Annotated in this window: 11 protein-coding genes; 10 read left to right on the top strand and 1 reads right to left on the bottom strand. The window is 65.2% G+C overall.

The window, feature by feature from the left end; translation table 11 throughout:
* Positions 1 to 272 precede the first annotated feature (272 nt).
* From L2Y96_RS08460 to L2Y96_RS08435, 6 genes are all read left to right on the top strand, one after another.
* On the top strand, positions 273 to 938 hold the full coding sequence (locus L2Y96_RS08460) for a response regulator (protein ID WP_247335518.1): 666 nt from the start codon (positions 273 to 275) through the stop codon (positions 936 to 938).
* Entirely contained in the window at positions 935 to 2,329 is a 1,395-nt protein-coding gene (locus L2Y96_RS08455; protein ID WP_247335517.1) for a sensor histidine kinase, read from the top strand. The genes L2Y96_RS08460 and L2Y96_RS08455 overlap by 4 nt, the downstream gene beginning before the upstream one ends.
* Positions 2,330 to 2,449: 120 nt before the next feature.
* Positions 2,450 to 5,686: an efflux RND transporter permease subunit gene (locus L2Y96_RS08450; protein WP_247335515.1), complete on the top strand. Its 3,237-nt coding sequence runs from the start codon at positions 2,450 to 2,452 to the stop codon at positions 5,684 to 5,686.
* On the top strand, positions 5,676 to 6,863 hold the full coding sequence (locus L2Y96_RS08445) for an efflux RND transporter periplasmic adaptor subunit (protein WP_247335513.1): 1,188 nt from the start codon (positions 5,676 to 5,678) through the stop codon (positions 6,861 to 6,863). Before L2Y96_RS08450 ends, L2Y96_RS08445 begins: the two co-directional genes overlap by 11 nt.
* Complete coding sequence (locus tag L2Y96_RS08440; RefSeq protein ID WP_247335511.1) at positions 6,856 to 8,376, top strand: efflux transporter outer membrane subunit; 1,521 nt, start codon at positions 6,856 to 6,858, stop codon at positions 8,374 to 8,376. The genes L2Y96_RS08445 and L2Y96_RS08440 overlap by 8 nt, the downstream gene beginning before the upstream one ends.
* A gap of 20 nt (positions 8,377 to 8,396) precedes the next feature.
* Entirely contained in the window at positions 8,397 to 8,900 is a 504-nt protein-coding gene (locus tag L2Y96_RS08435; RefSeq protein WP_247335510.1) for a hypothetical protein, read from the top strand.
* Positions 8,901 to 8,983: 83 nt separating this feature from the next.
* On the opposite strand, the gene L2Y96_RS08430 is transcribed toward L2Y96_RS08435, so the two are convergent.
* Positions 8,984 to 10,558: a hypothetical protein gene (locus tag L2Y96_RS08430; RefSeq protein ID WP_247335508.1), complete on the bottom strand. Its 1,575-nt coding sequence runs from the start codon at positions 10,556 to 10,558 to the stop codon at positions 8,984 to 8,986.
* A gap of 215 nt (positions 10,559 to 10,773) precedes the next feature.
* Here L2Y96_RS08430 and rnt point away from each other — a divergent pair, with 215 nt between their 5' ends.
* From rnt to pstA, 4 genes are all read left to right on the top strand, one after another.
* Positions 10,774 to 11,433 carry a ribonuclease T gene (gene rnt, locus L2Y96_RS08425; protein WP_247335506.1) on the top strand — a complete coding sequence of 220 codons (660 nt, stop codon included), beginning with the start codon at positions 10,774 to 10,776 and terminating at the stop codon, positions 11,431 to 11,433.
* Between the two features lie 200 nt (positions 11,434 to 11,633).
* Positions 11,634 to 12,602, top strand: coding sequence for a phosphate ABC transporter substrate-binding protein PstS (gene pstS, locus L2Y96_RS08420; protein WP_247336977.1), 969 nt, complete (start codon positions 11,634 to 11,636; stop codon positions 12,600 to 12,602).
* Between the two features lie 119 nt (positions 12,603 to 12,721).
* On the top strand, positions 12,722 to 13,753 hold the full coding sequence (pstC, locus tag L2Y96_RS08415) for a phosphate ABC transporter permease subunit PstC (RefSeq protein ID WP_247335504.1): 1,032 nt from the start codon (positions 12,722 to 12,724) through the stop codon (positions 13,751 to 13,753).
* On the top strand, positions 13,753 to 14,619 hold the full coding sequence (pstA, locus tag L2Y96_RS08410) for a phosphate ABC transporter permease PstA (protein ID WP_247335503.1): 867 nt from the start codon (positions 13,753 to 13,755) through the stop codon (positions 14,617 to 14,619). Before pstC ends, pstA begins: the two co-directional genes overlap by 1 nt.
* Positions 14,620 to 14,621 lie beyond the last annotated feature (2 nt).

The raw sequence follows: 14,621 nt of genomic DNA, 5'->3' as shown, positions 1-14,621 counted from the left end.
GCACGTGACGGGTACGAAAGCCGATGGGCGCCAACGCTTTACGTTCGGCTCCCGTATCACAGACAACGGGATTCGTTCAGTATTTGGACGTCCGTACGCGGCGGTGCGAAGTGAGATCATTCTTAAATGCGGGTGCGCCGCCCGGCCGGATCCGCCCCTGCAGGCCCGATCCAACGCCAGTAGACTGGCCCGGACGACCACAAAAGACTGGCAAAAGACTCACCTGCCAATCTGCCGGTCTTTATTGTCCCCGAACCCTGCCCGCCGGCCCCATGCACATCCTCCTGCTAGAAGACGACACTGAGCTTGGCGAGGCGATCAAACACGCGCTCGAACACCAGTCTTATGCGGTGACTTGGCTCACCGACGGCCGTAGCGCCTCGGGCGTGCTGGCCGACCCGTCGTTCGACCTGGTGCTGCTCGACCTGGGCCTGCCCGGCAAGGATGGCCTGGAGCTTCTGCTGGAAGCGCGCCGCGCGGGGGTGAAGACCCCCATCCTGATCATGACTGCGCGCGAGGCGCCCGAGGCCCGCATCAAGGGCCTGGATACCGGCGCGGACGACTACCTGGTCAAGCCCTTCCATTTGGGTGAACTGGCCGCACGGATCCGCTCGCTCACCCGCCGCGCCCAGGGCCTCGTCGATAACCGGGTGGAGGTGGGTGGCCTCGTCCTCGACCTGGGCACCACCGATGTCGAGTTCCGCGGCCAGCGCATCAGCCTGACCCGACGCGAGTTCGCCGTACTGCGCATCCTGATGGAGCGCGCCGGCCGCATCGTGCGCCGCGATAGCCTGGAAGGCTCGGTGTACGGTTTCGACACGGTCGTGGACCGCAACGCCATCGAAGTGCATATCCACTGGCTGCGGCGAAAGCTCAGCGCGGAAGTCATCCACACGGTTCGCGGTATCGGCTACATGATGCCCCGGGAGCCGAAATGACCTCGCACAGCCTCCGCGCCCGCCTGACCTGGCTGATCATCATCGTGCAGGTGGCCGTCCTTATTCCGCTCGGCGCGATCAGCTACGACCGCGAAAAGTACGAGATGAACAAGCTGCTCGACGGGCGCCTGGCGCAGGCCGGCCGCACTCTGGGGACGCTCATCGCCTACAACGATCGCGGCTACAGTGATGAAGACGCCCACCGGGCCCTTAACCTGGCCACCGCCGCGGAACGCGGTACGGTCGTGGTCGCGGTGCACGCGAAGAACTACGAGCCGGAGGTTGGCTTCCAGGCGTACGACGCCCGTGGCACGCTCATCGCCGATACCACCAACCTGGCCGATCTGCCGGCTCCGAAACCGGACGAACGCGGCTTCAGCGATATCGAGTACAAGGGCGGTCGCTGGCGGCTATTTACCCTCACCAATCGCTTCAACCTTACGATCCGTATCGGCGAGCGCGCCGAGAACCGCTCGGAGATCACCCGCGGCCTCATCCTCGAGCACTCGCTTCCGCTGGTCATCGGCCTGCCCCTGCTTGCCCTGCTGGCTGGCCTGGCGGTGAAACAGGGCCTGCGGCCGCTGGATAGCCTGACCCGGCTCCTGGCCGAGCGCGAGCCCCGGAGCCGCAAGCCGCTGGCCATCGAACGCTCACCCGACGAGATCAAACCGCTCATCGTCACCCTGAACCAACAGCTGGAACGCCTGGAAGACGCGCTGGAGCGCGAACACCGCTTCGCCGGCGATGTAGCGCACGAGCTGCGCACTCCCCTCGCGGCCACCATGATCCACCTGGAAAGCGCCCTTATCGCGAACGACGCGAGCGAGCAGGAGTTCACCCTTAACAAAGCCCGCCACAGCCTCGGCCGGCTGGGCCGGCGCATCGAGCAGATCCTGGCGATCGCCCGGCTCGAGGCGGGTGCTGCCGCTGAGCAGCGCATCCCGCTCGACCTGGTCACGGTAGCGACCGAAGTGGTGGAGGAACTGGCCCCCATCATCGCTGAGAAGGACATCCTGCTCAGCCTTACCCACGATGAGGCCGAGGTTCGCGTCATGGGCCATGAGGTCGCCCTCACCGCCATGTTCCGCAACCTCGTCGAGAATGCGCTGCGGCACACCCCGGAACGCAGCGGCGTGGATATCGCCATCACCCGGGTGGGTCACGATGCCCTTATCGATATCCGCGACGATGGCCCCGGCATCCCGGCCGAACTGCGCGACCCGGCCTTCCGCCGGTTCCAACGCGGGGCGCAGACCAAGGCCCCGGGCTATGGCCTGGGCCTCAGCATCGTGCAGCGCGCGGTGGAACTTCACGATGGCAGCGTGGAGCTGCTGGATGGCCCCCACGGCCAGGGACTGCTGGTGAAAATCCGTCTCGAAGCTGTCATTTAGCCCCAGGTTGCGGCGCACAAAAGATTCCCACAAGCATCGGGCGGAACAATGGCACTGGGCGATCCTGCCCTAGCCAAACCGAGTGCCTCCGTCCATGAAGCTGTCTGCGTCGATCGTCGCATGCTAGGGCTCGTTCGCATCGCGCTATCGCGACCCTATACGTTTATCGTGCTGGCCCTGCTCATCCTCATTGCCGGCCCCCTGGCCGCGGTGAAGACGCCTACCGATATCTTCCCCAACATCGGCATTCCCGTCATCAGCGTCGTCTGGACGTATAACGGCCTGCCGCCCGACCAGATGTCCGGTCGCGTCATCTATTACTACGAGCGCCAGCTGACCACGTCGGTGAACGACATCGAGCACATCGAGTCGCAGTCGCTGCCGGGCGTGGGCATCGTGAAGATCTTCTTCCAGCCGGGCGTGGATATCCGAACGGCGACGGCGCAGGTCACCTCGATATCGCAGACCGTGGTAAAGCAGATGCCCCCGGGCATCACGCCGCCACTGATCCTGAACTACAACGCCTCGACGGTGCCGGTCCTGCAGATGGCGCTCTCCAGCCCCATCCTGTCGGAAGCGACCATCCGCGATATCGCGCAGAACTTCATGCGCCCGACGCTCATCTCGGTGCCCGGCGTCGCTATCCCGACCCCTTACGGCGGCAAGCAGAAGCAGGTGACGCTGGATCTCAACCCGCGCGCCCTCGCCGCCAAGGGCCTGTCGGCCCAGGATGTGGGCAACGCGCTGGCGGCGCAGAACCAGATCATCCCCGTGGGCACGGCCAAGATCGGTACCTTCGAGTACCACGTGCAGCTCAACAACAGCCCCACGGCGATCGACGAGCTGAACAACCTGCCGATCAAGACCGTCAACGGCGCCACCATCACCATCGGCGATGTGGCCCACGTGCGTGACGGTGCGCCGCCGCAGAACAACGTGGTGCGTGTGGACGGCAAGCGCGCCGTGCTCATGCCAGCGCTTAAGAACGGCAATGCGTCCACCCTGGACGTCGTCGCGGGCATCAAGAAGCTGCTGCCGCTCATCGCGGAAACGCAGCCGAAGTCGCTGAAGATGAACCTGCTGAGCGATCAGTCCATCTTCGTGAAATCGGCAGTGACCTCAGTGGCGCGCGAAGGCGTGATCGCCGCCGTGCTCACCTCGGTGATGATCCTGCTGTTCCTGGGTAGCTGGCGCTCGACCGTGATCATCGCGCTGTCGATCCCGCTGGCCATTCTCTCGGCGATCGCGCTGCTCTCGGTGTTCGGGCAGACCCTCAACGTCATGACCCTCGGCGGTCTGGCACTGGCCGTCGGCATCCTGGTGGATGACGCGACCGTCACCATCGAGAACATCAACTGGCATCTCGAGCAGGGCAAGAGCGTGGTCACCGCCATCATGGATGGCGCGAAACAGATCGTGACCCCGGCCTTCGTCTCGCTGCTGTGCATCTGCATCGTGTTCGTGCCGATGTTCATGCTCAACGGCATCGCCGGCTTCCTGTTCCGCCCGATGGCGCTGGCGGTGATCTTCGCGATGGTCTCGTCGTTCATCCTCTCGCGCACCCTGGTGCCGACGCTGGCGATGTTCCTGCTGAAGCCGCACCACGTCGAGTCGGGCACGGGTAACCACCCCGAAGACAAGTACATCAACCATCACGAAGGTGACCAGCACACGCCGAAGCGCCGCAACGTGGTGGTGCGTGGGCTTATCGCGTTCCAGATGGGCTTCGAGCGCCAGTTCACCAAGGTGCGCGATACGTACTACGGCCTGCTGGAAGTGGCGCTCGCCAACCGCAAGCGCTTCGTCATCGGCTTCCTTGGCTTCGTCCTCGTCTCGTTCGCCCTGCTCCCGGCGTTGGGCCGCGACTTCTTCCCGGAAGTGGATTCCGATTCGCTTTCGATGCACGTGCGCGCCCCGATGGGCACCCGCGTGGAAGAGACCGCCGCCGAGTTCGATCACATCGAACGCGCCATCCGCTCGGTGATCCCGCCCAATGAGCTCGACACCATCATCGATAACATTGGCTTGCCGTTGTCGGGCGTGAACCTGGTTTACAGCAGCAGCGGCACCATCGGCTCGCAGGATGGCGACATCCAGATCGTGCTGAAGGAAGGCCACCGTCCGGCGGCCGAGTTCATGAAGCGCCTGCGCGAAGTACTGCCACGCCAGTTCCCGGGCACGCAGTTCGCGTTCCTGCCCTCGGACATGACCAGCCAGATCCTGAACTTCGGTGCGCCCTCGCCGCTCGACGTCTCGATCGCTGGCCGCGACCGCAAGGCCAACGAGGCGTATGCGGAGGAGATCCTGAAGGCGATGCGCAAGATCAACGGCATCGTCGACGTACGCCTGCAGCAGAGCTCGAGCTACCCGCAGCTCAACGTGAAGGTGGATCGTGTCCGCGCCGATGGCCTGGGCATCACCGAGCGTGACGTCACCAACAGCATGGTGGCCTCCCTCGCCGGCAGCTCGCAGGTCGCCCCCGCGTTCTGGCTCAACCCGAAGAACGGCGTGTCCTACGCCATCGTGGCCGCGACCCCGCAGTACCTGATGGACTCGATGGCCGACCTCAAGGCCCTCCCGGTGACCTCGTCGGGCAAGGGTTCGCAGATCCTCGGCGGCCTGGCCAGCTTCACCCGCGGCCCCAGCGATGCGGTGGTTTCGCACTACAACATCATGCCGTCGTACGACATCTACGCGTCGATCCAGGGCCGTGACCTGGGCGGCGTCGCCGCCGATGTCCAGAAGGTGCTCGCCGAGTTCGCCGCCAAGCGCCCGCCGGGCACCCTGGTGAGCCTGCATGGCCAGGTTGGCACGATGAATGAGGCCTTCAGCGGCCTCATCTTCGGCCTCATCGGCGCCGTCGTGCTGATCTACCTGCTGATCGTGGTGAACTTCCAGTCGTGGCTGGATCCGTTCGTGATCATCACCGCGCTGCCCGCCGCGCTGGCCGGCATCGTCTGGATGTTGTTCCTTACGCACACCAGCCTGTCGGTGCCTGCCCTCACAGGCGCCATCATGTGCATGGGCGTCGCTACTGCGAACTCGATCCTGGTGGTCAGCTTCTGCCGCGAGCGCTTCGAGGAACACGGTGATGCGATGAAGGCAGCGCTCGAAGCCGGCTTCACCCGCTTCCGCCCGGTGTGCATGACTGCGCTCGCCATGATCATCGGCATGCTGCCGATGGCGCTCACGCAGGAACAGAACTCGCCGCTCGGCCGCGCCGTGGTTGGCGGCCTGATGTTCGCCACCTTCGCCACCCTGCTCTTCGTGCCGGTCATCTTCGCCATCGTGCATGGCCGTGCCGCGCCCGCCCCCTCTGACGACCGCCTGATCGGAAACCAACCCCATGTCGCATGAAGCCACCGCCCCCGTCACGGGGCGCCCTCCCCGCGTCCGCCTGGCACTCGCTATCGGCATCGGCCTGGCAGCCGTCGGCGTCATCGCTGGCCTGTCGCTACGCTCGGTTGAATCGCATGACCTCAGCGAGTGGACCCAGGCCCAGCTCACTCCATCGGTGCAGGTGATCTCCGCCTCCGCCCTAAGCGACACGCAGGGCCTCACCCTGCCGGGCCATCTGGACGCGTGGATCTCCACGCCCATCCACGCCCGCGTCGGCGGCTACCTGAAGCAGTGGAACGTCGACATTGGCGAAAAGGTGAAGGCGGGCGAAGTACTCGCCCAGATCGATACGCCGGAACTCGACCAGCAGTTCGAACAGGCCAAGGCCGAACTGGTCCGTGCACAAGCCAACGTGCGCCTGGCCGACACCACGGCCAAGCGCTGGGAGAACCTGCTGCAATCGCATTCGGTCTCGAAGCAGGAAGCCGACGAGAAAGCGAGCGAAGCTGAAACGGCGCGCGCCAACGTGCTCGCCGCGCAAGCCGACGTCGATCGCCTCGCCGCACTGGAATCGTTCAAGCGCATCGTCGCGCCGTTCGACGGCACGGTGACCGCGCGCAATACCGATATCGGCGACCTCATCACCGCGAACAGCAGTGGCGGCGATCCGCTCTTCGCCATCGCCGACACCACCAAGATGCGCCTGTACACGCAGGTGCCGCAGAGCTACGCGTCATCGATCCTCCCCGGCATGAAGGTGAAGCTGCTCGTGCTCGGCCACGGCGGCGAGACCGTGGACGCCACGCTCATTGGTACCTCCCGCGCGATCAACCGCGCGTCCGGCACGCTGCTCGCGCAGTTCAAGGTGGAGAACCCGCGACAGGATCTCCTGCCCGGTGACTTCGCTGAAGTGCAGCTCGCGACGCACGCCCCGGGTGATTCGGTGACGGTGCCGGCCACCACCCTGCTGTTCCGCGCCGCAGGCCCGCAGATCGCAGTGTTGGGCAAGGACAACCACGTGATCCTGCGCGATGTGCATATCGCGATGGACCTCGGCGACAAGCTCATTATCGACAAGGGCCTGCAGTCGAACGACCGGATCGTCGACCACCCGACGGATTCGCTGTCTCAGGGCGACCTGGTGCAGATCGCGCCGCCGACGCAGGACGACAAGGGCCAGGCCAAGCATGCGTAACCTACCGACCCGCTTGCTGCTCAGCGCGAGCGTGCTGCTCGCCCTCGGCGGCTGCTCACTCGCGCCCGAGTACACCAAGCCCGTGACGGGCCCGCTCCCCGACGCCTATAAGGGCGCCGCGAAGCCCGAGGGCTGGGCCATCGCATCGCCCAAGGACGAGGCGAGCCGCGGTCCGTGGTGGAAGGTGTACAGCGACCCGACCCTCGACAAGCTCGAAGACCAGCTCAACACCAACAACCCCGATCTCGGCGTGGCCCTCGCTCGCCTGGATGCCTCGCGTGCCGTCCTCGAGCAGATCGGCTCGAACCAGGCGCCGCACGTGGGCATCAGCGCCAGCCCCACGAACGATCGCCAGTCGGATCTGCGCCCGCTGCGCGGCGCCAACCAGCCCAACGAATACGATACCCGCACGCTGGGCCTGTCGGCGGCGTACGAGCTGGATCTGTGGGGCCGTGTGCGCAACGAAGTCGCCGAAGGCAAGGCGCAGACCCAGGCGGCGGAAGCCGATCTCGCTTCCGTCCAGCTGAGCCTGCAGGCGGAACTCGCCGACCTGTACATCAAGCTGCGCGGCTACGACGTCGAAACCAAGATCGTCGAGGATTCGCTCAAGGCCTTCGGCGAAGGCCAGCAGATCACGCAGAACCGCATGGATGGCGGCGTGTCTTCCGGCCTCGATCTCGCGCGCGCCAACGTGCAGTATTCCGATGCCCAGGCCCAGGCCACCGAACTGCGCGTGCAGCGCGCGCTCACCGAACACGCGATCGCCGCACTCGTGGGCGAACCCGCGTCGACGTTCTCCCTGCCGCCGCAGAAGGCCGTGGTGTCCCTCCCGACCATTCCGCTCGGCATGCCTTCGGCACTGCTGGAACGCCGGCCCGATATCGCCGCGGCAGAGCGTCGCGCGTTCGCCGCCAATGCCGGCATCGGCGTGGCACGTGCGGCCTTCTATCCGGATATCAGCCTGAGCGCGGCGTTCGGCTTCCAGGATGTTGGCCACGGCCAGCTGCTCAGCGCGAGCAACCAGTTCTGGAGCCTCGGACCTCTCGCCGCGCTCAACCTCTTCGACGGCGGCCTGCGCCGCGGGCGCGAAGCGCAGGCGAAGGCGGAATTCAACGCGGCCTCAGCACAATACCGCCGTGTCGTGCTGAAAGCGTTCCAGCAGGTTGAGGACAACCTCACCCTGCTGCAGGAACTGGGGCACGAGAGCCAGCAGGAAGGCGCGGCGGCGGATGCGGCCATGCAATCGCAGACACTCGCCACGAACCGTTACAACGAAGGCGTCGTGAGCTACCTCGAAGTGGTGACCGCCCAGACGGCCGCGCTCAAGGCCGAGCGCACGGCAGAGCTGGTGCATACGCGCCAGTTGCAGGCGAGCGTGGATCTGATCCGCGCCCTGGGCGGTGGGTGGTCGGGCGGTACGGATGCCGCCGGCGGTCGTCCCCCGGCGACTCCTGCGGACCCAGCGGCTCCGGCACAGCCTGCCCAGCCGCCGGCCGCTACGGCAGCGCCCTGAGCCGCCAGGAGACCTCCCACGTGCAAACCCGGAGCCTTCGCCGCCTCGGCATGGTGGCGCTCATGGCCGGCCTCTCGGCCGGCTGTGCAGCCCACCTGCAAACCCGCACCGTCCAGTCCTCCGACACTTACGACCTCTGGGCGTCTCGCCTGGAGCACATGCCGTTCGTGTTCCACCATGCGGATGGCCATGCCGATGTCTACGACGTGCACGGCCGCCCCTGGACCGGCCCGACCGATGGTCTGCAGGACGGCCATACGCAGCGCGTCGAGGTTTATGTCGGCACGCTGGGCGCACCCTCGGCCGCCATGTGTTCGCCCCTGCCCCCGGGCAGCACCGGCGCGAGCGAAGCGAACGTCGTGGCCGCCATCTGCGACCGCAGCCGCACCGTCGTCTCCTTCAGCGACCACGTGCGCGATCGCGTGCTCGCATCAAAGACCGAGTACGTGCCGCGCGTACGCCACATGCTGCTCGAAGGCATCTGGGAAAGCGTGGCGCAGGAACCCGCACCGCTGCACAGCTAAAAAAGATGTCACCCAAAAAGAAAACGGCGGGCAATGCCCGCCGTTTTCGTCGTCCTTGAGTGGAACTCCTTTCCGATACCGGTTTAGAACGGGTAGTAACGGAAGCTGGTGAACACCATGTCTTCCTTCGCCTTCGGCGAACCACCCACGCCCTCGAACGCCTCACGCACAGTGTGCGAGTACTGGGCGCCGAACTGGGCCTTGCCGAACTTGCCCTGGTAGAACTTCCACCAGAAGCCGAGCGTGCCGTTCCAGATCTGCTTCGTGTTGCCCACGCAAGCGCCGCCTTCGATGTCGCAGCCAGCGTTGCTGTAAGCCTTGTTGCCGTAACCCAGGGCCACACCGTTGTAGGTGTAATCCTGCTTCTGCTCACGCTCACGACCACCGAACGCATACAGGTCGAGGTCCGGCGAGGTGTGCCAGGTCAGACCGGCCAGCAGCATGTTTTCCTTGATCGGCGAGATCTCGCCGTTCGGCTTGAACGTCACGTCCGGCAGCTGCGCCGAGCCGTAACGGCCGATGCCGCGACCCTGCATGCCGGTGAACTGGAAGTCGAGGACCTTGTCGACGACCGGGAGCAGCATGCCCACGCCGAAACCACCGCCGTAGACGTTGTGGTTGCTCGGGCCTTCACCCTGGTTGAAGCGGTTGTAGAAGGCGCGGCCGAGACCGAACACTTCGTAGTGACCGAAGCCCGGGTCAGCCGCGAACTTCACGATCACGTCCGGGATGTGGTTGAGCGACAGGGTGTTAGCCGAGTCGTAACCCGAACCCGCGGCCGTGTTGTAGATCGAGGTGACCGGTGCCTTGGCCTGGTTCGGGCTCACGTAGAACGTGGTCTGCGGGTTCTCGAGCGAGATACCGAGCCAGTATTCCTTGCTGAAATCCTTCACGAGGCGGATCTGGGTCTGGCGAGCCCAGGCGAAGCCCGGCAGGTACTGGGCGTCGATCTGCGGCGGAGCCGCTTCGTTACGCGGGGTGATGCCCTTGCTGTTCAGCGTGAGCAGCGACCAGTTCTGACCGGCCAGCAGGTGCAGGCCCGGCTTGTCCCAGTCGATCGTCATGTAGACGTTACGCTCGCGCGGGTTGAACGAGTTGGATTCGTTCTGGTTCGCGGTCTGGGCGCCGCCCAGGAAGTCCGCCTCGATGTAACCGGCGACATGCGTATCGGGATCGATGTCGCCCTGGGCGAGCATCGACACGCGGCTCTGGCGGGCGCTGAAGCGACCTTCCGAGGTGTGGCCGACGGCCGAGTTCTTGTACGGGATCGCATTCCAGTTCGAGGCGATATCGGCGCCTTCGTTGTGGGTGCGGTAGATCGATTCAGCGGCGAGGAAGCCACCGAGCGTGATGTTCACGCCCTTGTACGAGAGCTTGTCGGACGACTTCTTGGCAGCAGCGACGGCGTCGGAGGCCGTGGTCTGCACGTCGTTGACAGCCTTGGCGGTCTCGACCTGAGCGTCGGCCTGTGCTTCCTGCTTGGCCTGCAGGTCGGCGACCTGCGACTGCAGGGCGGCCAGCTGGGCCTGGAGCTGCTGGAGGGTCGCGGCGTCGATCGTGACGCGAGTCGGCTGCGTCTGCTTGGTAGCAGCGAGGGCCGAGAAGCTCGTCACGCCCAGACCGGCAGCGATGGCCACCGTGAGCAACTTGGAACGCATGGGATTTCTCCGCTAGGTATGGAAAGTGTGTGTGTGGACCCCTGTGTCCCCGCTTGAGGTATTTCTGTCCGAAACTTCTCAAAGCAGGTCCAACGCCGCGAAGGATGGGTGACGGGTTTTACGGTTCCATGGTTTTTTTGTGACAGGATGACGACACGAGCACATTGGCTTAACGTCTGGTGCCGGTCTGGCCGGGGGCTGGTATCCTTCACACCATGGATACGACGAGTAACAGCACCGCCACGGCCATGGCCGGACGGTTCCGGGGGTTCCTGCCGGTCATCGTGGATGTCGAAACGGGCGGCTTCGATGCCGAACGCGACGCCCTGCTCGAGATCGCGGTCGTCTCCATCCGCATGGAGCCCTCGGGGCTCCTGGTGCCCGAGCCGGCCGTGTCGGCCAATGTGGAGCCCTTCCCGGGCGCCAATATCGACCCGCGCTCCCTGGAAGTGACCGGCATCGACCCGGACCACCCGTTCCGGGGTGCCCTGCCCGAGCGGCAGGCACTCGATCACGTATTTAATGCAGTACGCGACGCCGTAAAGGCCGCGGAGTGCCAGCGGGCGGTCCTGGTGGGCCATAACGCCGCGTTCGATCTCGCCTTCCTTAATGCGGCCGTGCGCCGGGTGGCCCACAAGCGCAACCCGTTCCACCCCTTCAGCTGCTTCGATACCGCCACCCTGGGTGGCCTGGCCTATGGCCAGACCGTGCTTAGCAAAGCTGTCATCGCCGCGGGGCTATCCTTCGATACCCGCGAGGCCCATTCCGCGGTTTACGATGCGGAACGCACGGCGGAACTGTTCTGCGAAATCGTGAACCGATGGCGGCGGCTGGAGCTTGCTGAGGCCGATCGCGTGACCTCGGTCGCAGTTTGAGGCATTTCGTAAGCTTTTGAATATGACAGCAAATCGCCTGCTGTCATAAGCCTGAAACATTCGACACATTTCATTGCAACACGGCGGGGCTGGAATACGGCCCCGGGCGGGCATCGCCCGACACTCATTCAACCGAGGAATCCTCCGTGTTCACACGCAAACTCCGCATCGCCGCCCTGGTGGCAGCTTCGCTGTTCGGCATGGGCGCTGCCCAGGCCACCGATATCACCGGCGCCGGTTCGAGCTTCGTCTACCCCGTCCTCTCCAAGTGGTCGGCCAAGTACGCCGAAGCCACGGGTAACAAGCTGAACTACCAGTCCGTCGGTTCGGGTGCCGGTATCGCCCAGATCAAGGAAGGCACCATCGACTTCGGCGCCTCTGACGCTCCGATGAGCGGCGAAGACCTCGCCAAGTTCGGCCTCGGCCAGTTCCCCAGCGTCGTCGGCGGCATCGTGCCGGTGGTGAACCTGCAGGGCGTCCAGGCTGGCCAGCTCAAGCTGACCGGTGCCGTCCTCGCCGACATCTACCTCGGCAAGATCGCCAAGTGGGACGACCCGGCGATCACCGCGCTGAACCCGGGCCTCAAGATCCCCAGCAACAAGATCACCGTCGTCCATCGTTCGGACGGTTCGGGCACCTCGTTCAACTTCACCAACTACCTCTCGAAGGTGAGTCCGGAGTGGGCTTCGAAGGTGAAGTTCGGCACGGCCGTCGAGTGGCCGGCTGGCGTGGGTGGCAAGGGTAACGAAGGCGTGTCGCAGTACGTGCGCCAGATCCCGGGCTCGATCGGCTACGTCGAATACGCTTACGCCAAGAAGAACAGCATTTCGTTCGCGCAGATGCAGAACGCTGCCGGCAAGTGGGTCCAGCCGAACGCCGACACCTTCGGCGCTGCCGCTGGCACCGCTGACTGGGCTTCGGCCAAGGACTTCAACGTGATCATGACCAACGCTCCGGGTGAGCAGGCATGGCCGATCACCGCGACGACCTGGATCATCATGTACAAGAAGTCGAAGAACCCGTCGCACTCGAAGGTCGCTTTCGACTTCTTCAAGTGGTCGCTCGAGAAGGGCCAGTCGGACGCCGCTTCGCTCGACTACGTCGCGCTGCCGACCACGCTGGTGCAGAAGATCGAGGCCTACTGGGCTTCGGACCTCGGCAACAAGTAATAGGCCGCTGCCATCCGGCTGACATCTAAGCCGGTCACGGTAACGACCAACCGGGGGTCGCCGCCCATATCGGGCGGCGACCCTCACGTTTTGCACAGGCCCCAGGAAACCGCATCCGCATGCACGCCTCCGTCAGCAACGCCGTTCCCAGCGCCGAGCGCGCCGCCGAGGCGGCCCGCAACGCGAAGGATTCGCGCGACGACCGAATCTTCGGCTGGGTTCTCAAGGGCTGTGCCCTTATCGTCCTGCTCGCCCTGGTGGGCGCGGCGGGCTCCACGCTCTGGCTGGGCTCGGACGCGTTCCACACGTTCGGCTTCGGCTTCCTTACGAGTGCCACCTGGGACCCGAGCAACGACCAGTACGGTGCGCTCGTCCCGATCATGGGCACCATCGGCACCGCGTTCATCGCGCTGCTCTTCGCCGTGCCGGTCAGCTTCGGCATCGCCCTCTTCCTTACCGAGATCGCCCCGCAGTGGCTGCGCGGTCCGGTCAGCTCCGCCATCGAACTGCTCGCCGGCATCCCGTCGATCATCTACGGCATGTGGGGCCTCTTCATCTTCGCCCCGTTCGTGGCTGAGCACATCAAGCCATGGCTGATGAACAACTTCAGCGCCGACCCGCCGGACGGCCAGGTGTCCTGGCTCGTTACGCACGTCCCGGCCATCGGCAAGTTCTTCGCCAGCGAATACCCGTTCTTCGGCGCCGGCGTCCTCACCGCGGGCCTTGTCCTCGCGGTGATGATCATCCCGTTCATCTCCTCGGTGATGCGCGAAGTGTTCCAGACCGTGCCGACCCGCCTGAAGGAATCGGCGTACGCGCTGGGCTCCAGCACGTGGGAAGTGGTGTGGGACATCGTGGTGCCCTACACCCGCACCGCCGTGATCGGCGGCGTGTTCCTGGGCCTGGGCCGCGCGCTTGGCGAGACGATGGCCGTGGCCTTCGTGCTCGGCAACACCTTCAAGTTCTCGCTGTCGTTCCTTGAAACCAGCAGCTCGATCGCCTCGACCATCGCCAACCAGTTCGGTGAAGCGCAGGGCCTGCAGCGCTCGGCCCTGATGGCGCTGGCCTTCCTGCTCTTCGTGGTGACCTTCATCGTGCTGCTGATCGCCCGCCTCATGCTCCGCCGCATGGCCGTGAAGGAGGGCAAATAATGTCCGCCTCGCTCTACACCAAGCGCCGCGTCAAGAACATCGTTGCCATGACCCTGAGCATGCTCGCCACGGCGATCGGCCTGCTCTTCCTGGCCTGGATCCTGTGGGAAACGCTGAGCCAGGGCCTCGCCGGCCTGAAGCCGCAGCTGTTCACCAAGATCACCGCGTACCGTGAAGAAGGCGGCCTGGCGAATGCCATGGTCGGCAGCCTGATCCTCAACGTGCTCGGCATCCTGATCGCCACCCCGATCGGCGTGGCGGCCGGCACCTGGCTCGCCGAATACTCGCTGCGTTCGAAGCTCGGCCCGACCATCCGCTTCCTCAACGACATCCTGTTGTCGGCGCCGTCGATCGTGCTGGGCTTGTTCGTCTACACCATCGTGGTGCTGCCTTCGAAGTACCTCACCGACGGCGACGTGACGTTCTCCGGCGTCGCTGGCGGTATCGCCCTGGCCCTGATCGCCCTGCCCGTCATCGTCCGCACCACCGACGAAATGCTGCGCCTGGTGCCCGGCACGCTGCGCGAGGCCGCGCTCTCGCTGGGCGTGCCGCAGTGGAAGCTCACGCTGCAGATCCTGGTGCGCTCGGCCCGTTCGGGTATCGTCACCGGCATCCTGCTGGCCCTGGCCCGCATCAGCGGCGAAACCGCCCCGCTGCTGTTCACGGCCTTCGGCAACAACTTCATGACCTTCAACCCGCTCGACAAGATGCCGAGCCTGCCGCAGGTCATCTACGAGTACACCAAGGATCCCAGCCCGGACATCAACGTCCTGGCCTGGGCCGGTGCGTTCGTCCTCACCATGTTCGTGCTGGCGCTGAGCCTCATCGCCCGCTTCGCCTTCCGCTCCAAGGTGTCCCATGACTAACA

This window comes from Luteibacter aegosomaticola (assembly GCF_023078475.1).
GTDB lineage: Bacteria > Pseudomonadota > Gammaproteobacteria > Xanthomonadales > Rhodanobacteraceae > Luteibacter > Luteibacter aegosomaticola.
Note: the sequence above shows the minus strand (reverse complement) of the source record. Positions and strands in the feature narration are given on the sequence as shown.

What these genes read in the sequence shown, in the direction of transcription:
- L2Y96_RS08430 (WP_247335508.1), bottom strand. Translation starts at nt 10,558, where the DNA reads ATGCGTTCCAAGTTGCTCACGGTGGCCATCGCTGCCGGTCTGGGCGTG.
- pstA (WP_247335503.1), top strand. Translation starts at nt 13,753, where the DNA reads ATGTCCGCCTCGCTCTACACCAAGCGCCGCGTCAAGAACATCGTTGCC.
- L2Y96_RS08445 (WP_247335513.1), top strand. Translation starts at nt 5,676, where the DNA reads ATGTCGCATGAAGCCACCGCCCCCGTCACGGGGCGCCCTCCCCGCGTC.
- pstS (WP_247336977.1), top strand. Translation starts at nt 11,634, where the DNA reads ATGGGCGCTGCCCAGGCCACCGATATCACCGGCGCCGGTTCGAGCTTC.
- L2Y96_RS08440 (WP_247335511.1), top strand. Translation starts at nt 6,856, where the DNA reads ATGCGTAACCTACCGACCCGCTTGCTGCTCAGCGCGAGCGTGCTGCTC.
- L2Y96_RS08450 (WP_247335515.1), top strand. Translation starts at nt 2,450, where the DNA reads ATGCTAGGGCTCGTTCGCATCGCGCTATCGCGACCCTATACGTTTATC.
- L2Y96_RS08460 (WP_247335518.1), top strand. Translation starts at nt 273, where the DNA reads ATGCACATCCTCCTGCTAGAAGACGACACTGAGCTTGGCGAGGCGATC.
- rnt (WP_247335506.1), top strand. Translation starts at nt 10,774, where the DNA reads ATGGATACGACGAGTAACAGCACCGCCACGGCCATGGCCGGACGGTTC.
- pstC (WP_247335504.1), top strand. Translation starts at nt 12,722, where the DNA reads ATGCACGCCTCCGTCAGCAACGCCGTTCCCAGCGCCGAGCGCGCCGCC.
- L2Y96_RS08455 (WP_247335517.1), top strand. Translation starts at nt 935, where the DNA reads ATGACCTCGCACAGCCTCCGCGCCCGCCTGACCTGGCTGATCATCATC.